General features: G+C 59.4%; 1 protein-coding gene and 2 pseudogenes. All 3 read left to right on the top strand.

Going from position 1 to position 5216, the window contains the following annotated elements; all coding sequences use genetic code 11:
* Positions 1-407, top strand: a pseudogene (locus L692_RS32580) (VWA domain-containing protein); the annotation flags it as partial.
* A gap of 78 nt (positions 408-485) precedes the next feature.
* A complete protein-coding gene (locus tag L692_RS0109275; protein ID WP_025699235.1) occupies positions 486-3875 on the top strand; it encodes a tubulin-like doman-containing protein in 3390 nt (1129 codons plus the stop codon).
* Positions 3876-3879: 4 nt separating this feature from the next.
* Positions 3880-5216: pseudogene (locus L692_RS0109270) on the top strand (transcription initiation factor TFIID); the annotation flags it as partial.

The following is a 5216-nucleotide window of genomic DNA, read 5'->3' as shown; positions in this document are numbered from 1 at the left end:
TTCTGGTCATTGCCGGAATACTGCTGGCGCTTGCGGCGGCTGCCGTCATCTGGATGCTGTGGAAGAAAGCGAACCGCGGCTTTGTCGGCCAACTGGTGATTGAAGTGGTTGACGGAAATACCGGCGAGAAGACGTATCCGCAGTACAAGAAGCTGGCCGGCTTCCGGGGCAAGTTCAACCTGCATCAGCTGCTTCAGCTTGCACCGGAGTTTCGGGAGAGCGAGAAGCTGGTCTTCACGCCGGGGAATAACGACCGGCTGCTGCTGCGCGGCGGCGACGGAATCGCGGTCGAGAAATCGGGCCGGGCGGTCGACGCCTCCCGGGGGCTGGAGCTGAAGAGCGGGGACCGGGTGTCGGTTCCGCTCGGCAGCGTGGACAAGACGATTATGCTGGAGTATTTGGTATAAGACGCATGCTTTCGAAGCGAGTTTTACTGAAGTCAATCAATGAAGTTTACTCACCGTAAAACTTTTAGGGGGATAACCATGAAACCGGTCGTAAGAGAACATATTCAGCAGCTTGACGTATCGCTTGGCGGAGGCATCGTCAGCGACAAAATCAGGGTCGACACGATTGATAACCCGATTCTTATCATCGGTCTCGGCGGCACGGGCATCGACGCCCTCCTCCGCCTGAAATACCAGATCAACCGCCGCTTCAAGCTGCCGGAGGACCCGATTACCAAGAAGAAGCGCGACAAGCCGGACAACGTGGAGTTTCTGGCCTTCGAGACGAACGAGCAGGACCGCGCCAAGAAGTACCGAGGCATCGGCCTTGATCCGCAGAACGAGTTCGTGCTGCTGGCCAACGCCGAAATCGGCGGGCTGCTGCAGAACCGCAGCATCCTAGACCCTTACATTACGGAATGGCTGTCGCCCGAGCTTAGCATCACGGATGGCATGAACGGCGCCGCCGGGGTGCGGCAGGCGGGACGGCTGCTGCTGTTCACGAAGATCAACCAGGTCGTTGGCGCGATCGACAAGAAGATCAAGACTTTGTCGGTCGGAACGAACAAGAAGCTGATGGTCTTCCTCCTGACCGGCCTGTCCGGAGGTACAGGCAGCGGCGCTTTTCTCGACATTGCCTACATCGTGCGGGGCATCATCGAGCGCGATTTCGGCTCTGCCGGAATCGACCGGGTCAATACGCTTGGATATCTGTTCACGCCCGACGTGAACCTGTCGAACAAGAGCCTCAGCGAGCACACCCGCGAATATATCCGCAAGAACGGCTACGCTGCGCTCAAAGAGCTGGACTACTGGATGAACGTGGACAGCCGGGGCGAGCGGTTCCGCCAGCAGTACGGCAATATTTTGACCGTCAACTCCCCGCTCCCCCCGTTCAATCTGTGCCACCTCATTTCCGCGACGAACACGGAAGGCAAGCTGCTGGAGAACGCCTACGACTATTGCATGAACGTGACCGCAGAGAATATTACGAACTTCATGGCCAGCGAGGAGAAGCAGTCGGGCGAGGAATTCGCCATTCACGACTATATCAGCAATATCCGCACGAATATCGCGCAGATGCACAAGAGCTATCCGGCCAACTACGAGTACAACATTATCGGGGCTTCGTCGGCTGTGCTGCCGATTGAGGAAATGACCACCTACCTTGCTTACCGCCTGTTCGACAAAATGGATAAAATGTTCCATCAGGCGCCGGGCCAGGAGGATGTTGAGAAAATAGCCCGCAAGCTCGGAATCGATCTGGAGAGCGCCATCAAGACGTTCGAAGCCCGTGTGCCGGAGCCGCTGCCTGGCTATGAGAACAGCGAGCGCCTGAGCCACTCCAATGTGATCAAGCACCAGGTTGTCGACATGGATACCGAGCTGGAGCAGACCTTCCTGTCGCGCGCGAGAGAAGAGTACATCAAGGTGAGAAAGCAGCTTCCGGGCGAAATTGTCGGACGCTTCGGCGAGGAGATGGAGCGGACGTTCCTGCATCCCGAGCAGGGGCCGTTCTATGTGTCGCGGCTGATTTATACGGAAAAAGGCTTCTGCATCCTGAAGCTGATCCAGTCCTATATTGAAGCGCTGCGCGAGAATCTGCTGCGTCTGCCGCGCGATATTGAGACGGCCCGCGAGTCGGCGGAGGATAAGCTGGGCGATGCGCGCAGCGCTTTTGTCTCGAAGGAGAAGAAGAAGAACGCTTATATCGACGCGAAGATCAACGAATATTGGCTGCATGCCGATACGGAGCGCACCGAGCGCATGATCGAGTTCTACGAGGACCTGTTCGAGCTGCTGAACGAGGAGAACAGCCGCATTTACGGCGTGTTTACGGAGATTTTGAACGCGCTGAGCTCGATTTTTTCAAAGAACGGGGATATTCTCACAAACAGCGAAGAACAGACCGACCACAAGGGCAACAAGACGTATTACTGGAATATCGTCAGTGTGCCGGACATTGCGCAGACGATCTCGAAGATTATGGAGCAAAAAGACGGCGACGACCTGATCCGCGATTTCTCCCGGGAAATGCTGCGGAACTCCAGCCGCTGGGTCAGAGAGCAGGAGATTGATATCGTCCGCTCTATTTCGGAGTTTCTCAGCGACAAGTTCGGGGATCTTATCACCCGGTCGATGGAGGATTTTCTGACGATGAAATACGGCAGCGAGGAGCCGCTTGACAAGCTGGTTGAACGCACGGTTGCCGGGAAGCTCGACGAGGAGGCCGTGCCGGTCTTCCACCTCAGCAACAGCTCGGGCAGCCTGCATTTCCCTTCGTGGGGCTTCGTATCGGTGCCTGTGAAGGCGCCGGGCATTCTGAAGGGGATTCGCAATTACCAGAACAACGCGCTCGGCAAATCGCATTTTACGGTCAAGGAGAGCGAGGTCAAGAACCGGATTTTCTGGCTGAATACGCGCAACGGCGTGCCGCTGTTCGTCTATACGCCGCTGCGGGTATATGAAGAGAACTACGAGCGGACCATTCTCGACAAGGAAGGGACCGGACGCCATCTGGTGCAGACGGACAAGAACAACTGGACGTATCTGCCTTCGCCGATTCCGGAGCAGTCCTGGGGCGACACTTACAGCAACGCGCGGGTGCGCGAGTATAATGCCAGAGTGCGCGAGGATTTCGCCAAGGCGCTTGCTGCCGGAGCCATTGTGGAAAAGGGCCTGGACGAGAACACAAGCAACCGCTACTCGGTCGTGTTCACGAAGCCATTCGACATTGAGGCTTTTCTGCGCGGCTATGATCTTCAATTGGGCGCGCCGCGGCCGAATCTGGGCGAAGTGAAGAAGGCGGCGGACGAGCTGAGAAGGCTGCGCGAGAGCGGGCTGGAGCGTGAAGGCTCGAAAGACATCTTCGGCAGCATCACCCGGGAGCTGGCCCAGGAGAACCTGATCCGCTCGCCGCAGCTTACGGCAAGAGTGCGCGAGGAGCTGGCGAAGTACGAGGCGCTCTCGGCCAAATCGGAGGAGTTAAATACGGTGCTGCGCCAGTATCTGGACGAGGACAAGTGGATGGACCAGTTCCTGGAGGCCCTGTACACGGAGACCATCGTGAAAAAGGGAGCGCTCTTCGTCTACGACAAGGACGAGGAGGAGGACGCCTGGGAGCCGTTCGCCAACCTGATGAAGGAGCGCAGCTATGTGGAATATGCGGTCTACCGCCATTTCCGGGGCCTGGACGAGAAGAGCCGGAGCGTCTTGCTGCGCAAGGCGGCGCGGCGGGCGGCGGAAATGACCGCGGCCGAGGATGTGTCCCCGCTGCTCGGCAAGCTGGACAGCTTGTACGAAGCCTTCCTGGAAGCGCGGGACAGCCTGGAATACGAGCGGGTGGAGCATGCCGACGGCGACGAGATGTACGCTTTCTACAAGGGGATGACCGGAAAGCTCGGCGGCATCCGCAGAAAGCTGAAGTAAGCCTATGATCAGATCGCTGGCAATGCGTTACGCGGCGGAATACGCCGCCCGGGAAGACCGGCTGCAGGATCAGGGAGACAGGCGAACCAGCATTCATTATCCTGCGCTGTTTCTGTTCGTAGGTGAGAAGACGGCGCCCGCCATCCGGCCCGTACTCGGGAGCTGCCGCCGCAAATGGGACAACGCAGGCGGCGTGCTGGCGGTGCATGCCGCGCCCGAGGGCTGGAAGGCGGCTTCATTCGGCGGCCCGGAGGATGAAGCTTCGTCCGGCGCAGCCGGGAAGGAAGCGTTCGGCGGCGCGGTTGCCGGCGCTCACGACCAGGGCGGGGCCTCGGCGGACTGGCCCGCCGAATGTTTGAGAACGATGATTCTTCCCCGGACGGAGGGCCGAGATCCCCGCACCGTCCGCCGGGATTTGTTCCGTGAGTTTCATGGAGAGCAGCGCTATCTGGCGGAGATGAACACGGCGCTGCGGCGCTTGACAGACGGCATGGCGGATTACGGCAGACTGTATTCATCCTTCGATGTCATCCATCTCTCTGTCATTACGAGGGTCGACGACCCGCTAAATGTGCTGCTGCCGGAAATCACGCTGCTGGCCCGAGTGGTGCTTGGCCAGTCGTTCAAATCGGTGCAGACCGACCTGTTCGCCCTCATCAGCGAGCGGGACCAGGCCGAGAGCTTCGGGCTGTCCAGCTCCGCCGGAATGGCTTTCCTGCGTGAGCTGGAGGGCATGCAGTCTCCGGATTACGCATACACCGCTCCGCTGCTCGTCACGGAAGACGGGCTGTCGATTCCGGTCAGCCACGGCCCTTCGCCGCTGTTCGACCTTGTCTACGTTCTGTCGGACAAGAATGAGCGCGGGACGTCCCCGGCGGGCGGGATGGAGGACAATTACGAGATTATTTCCCATATCAGCCTGCTGAAGAATGTGATGCGGCCCTCCGGAAGCCTCAGCCCGGATCAGGCCGGCTACAACAATATGGCGTTCAAGAGCGGAATCAGGGGCAGCACGGGCCGGCAGGGATACGCATCTGCCGGCTTCTCCGGCGTCAAACGGCCGAACCGGCAGATTGCGCTGGCAGTGCTGTACCATACGTTCCGGCGGATCAGGGAGGAGATGTCCCGAGAGAGCCGCCTCGGCCCGCGCGAACGGCTGGAGCTGCTGGCCTTAAGCCAAGGCAGCCTGCGTGAGCGGGTCCGGGGGCTGCTTCCGGACAAGGAGGACATTCTTGAGATGACGGGCCTGATGAGCCATGGGCGTCCCTCCTACCATGAGCTTAAGCGCCTGTCTCTCCGCGAAGCGGAGGAGCTGATCTTCGGCGGCGGCGGCGAGGCCTA

Origin of the sequence: Paenibacillus forsythiae T98 (assembly GCF_000520735.1) — a bacterium.
GTDB classification, from domain to species: Bacteria; Bacillota; Bacilli; order Paenibacillales; family Paenibacillaceae; genus Paenibacillus_AQ; species Paenibacillus_AQ forsythiae.
The sequence above is the reverse complement of the archived record's forward strand: the minus strand, read 5'-3'. Positions and strand labels throughout refer to the sequence as shown.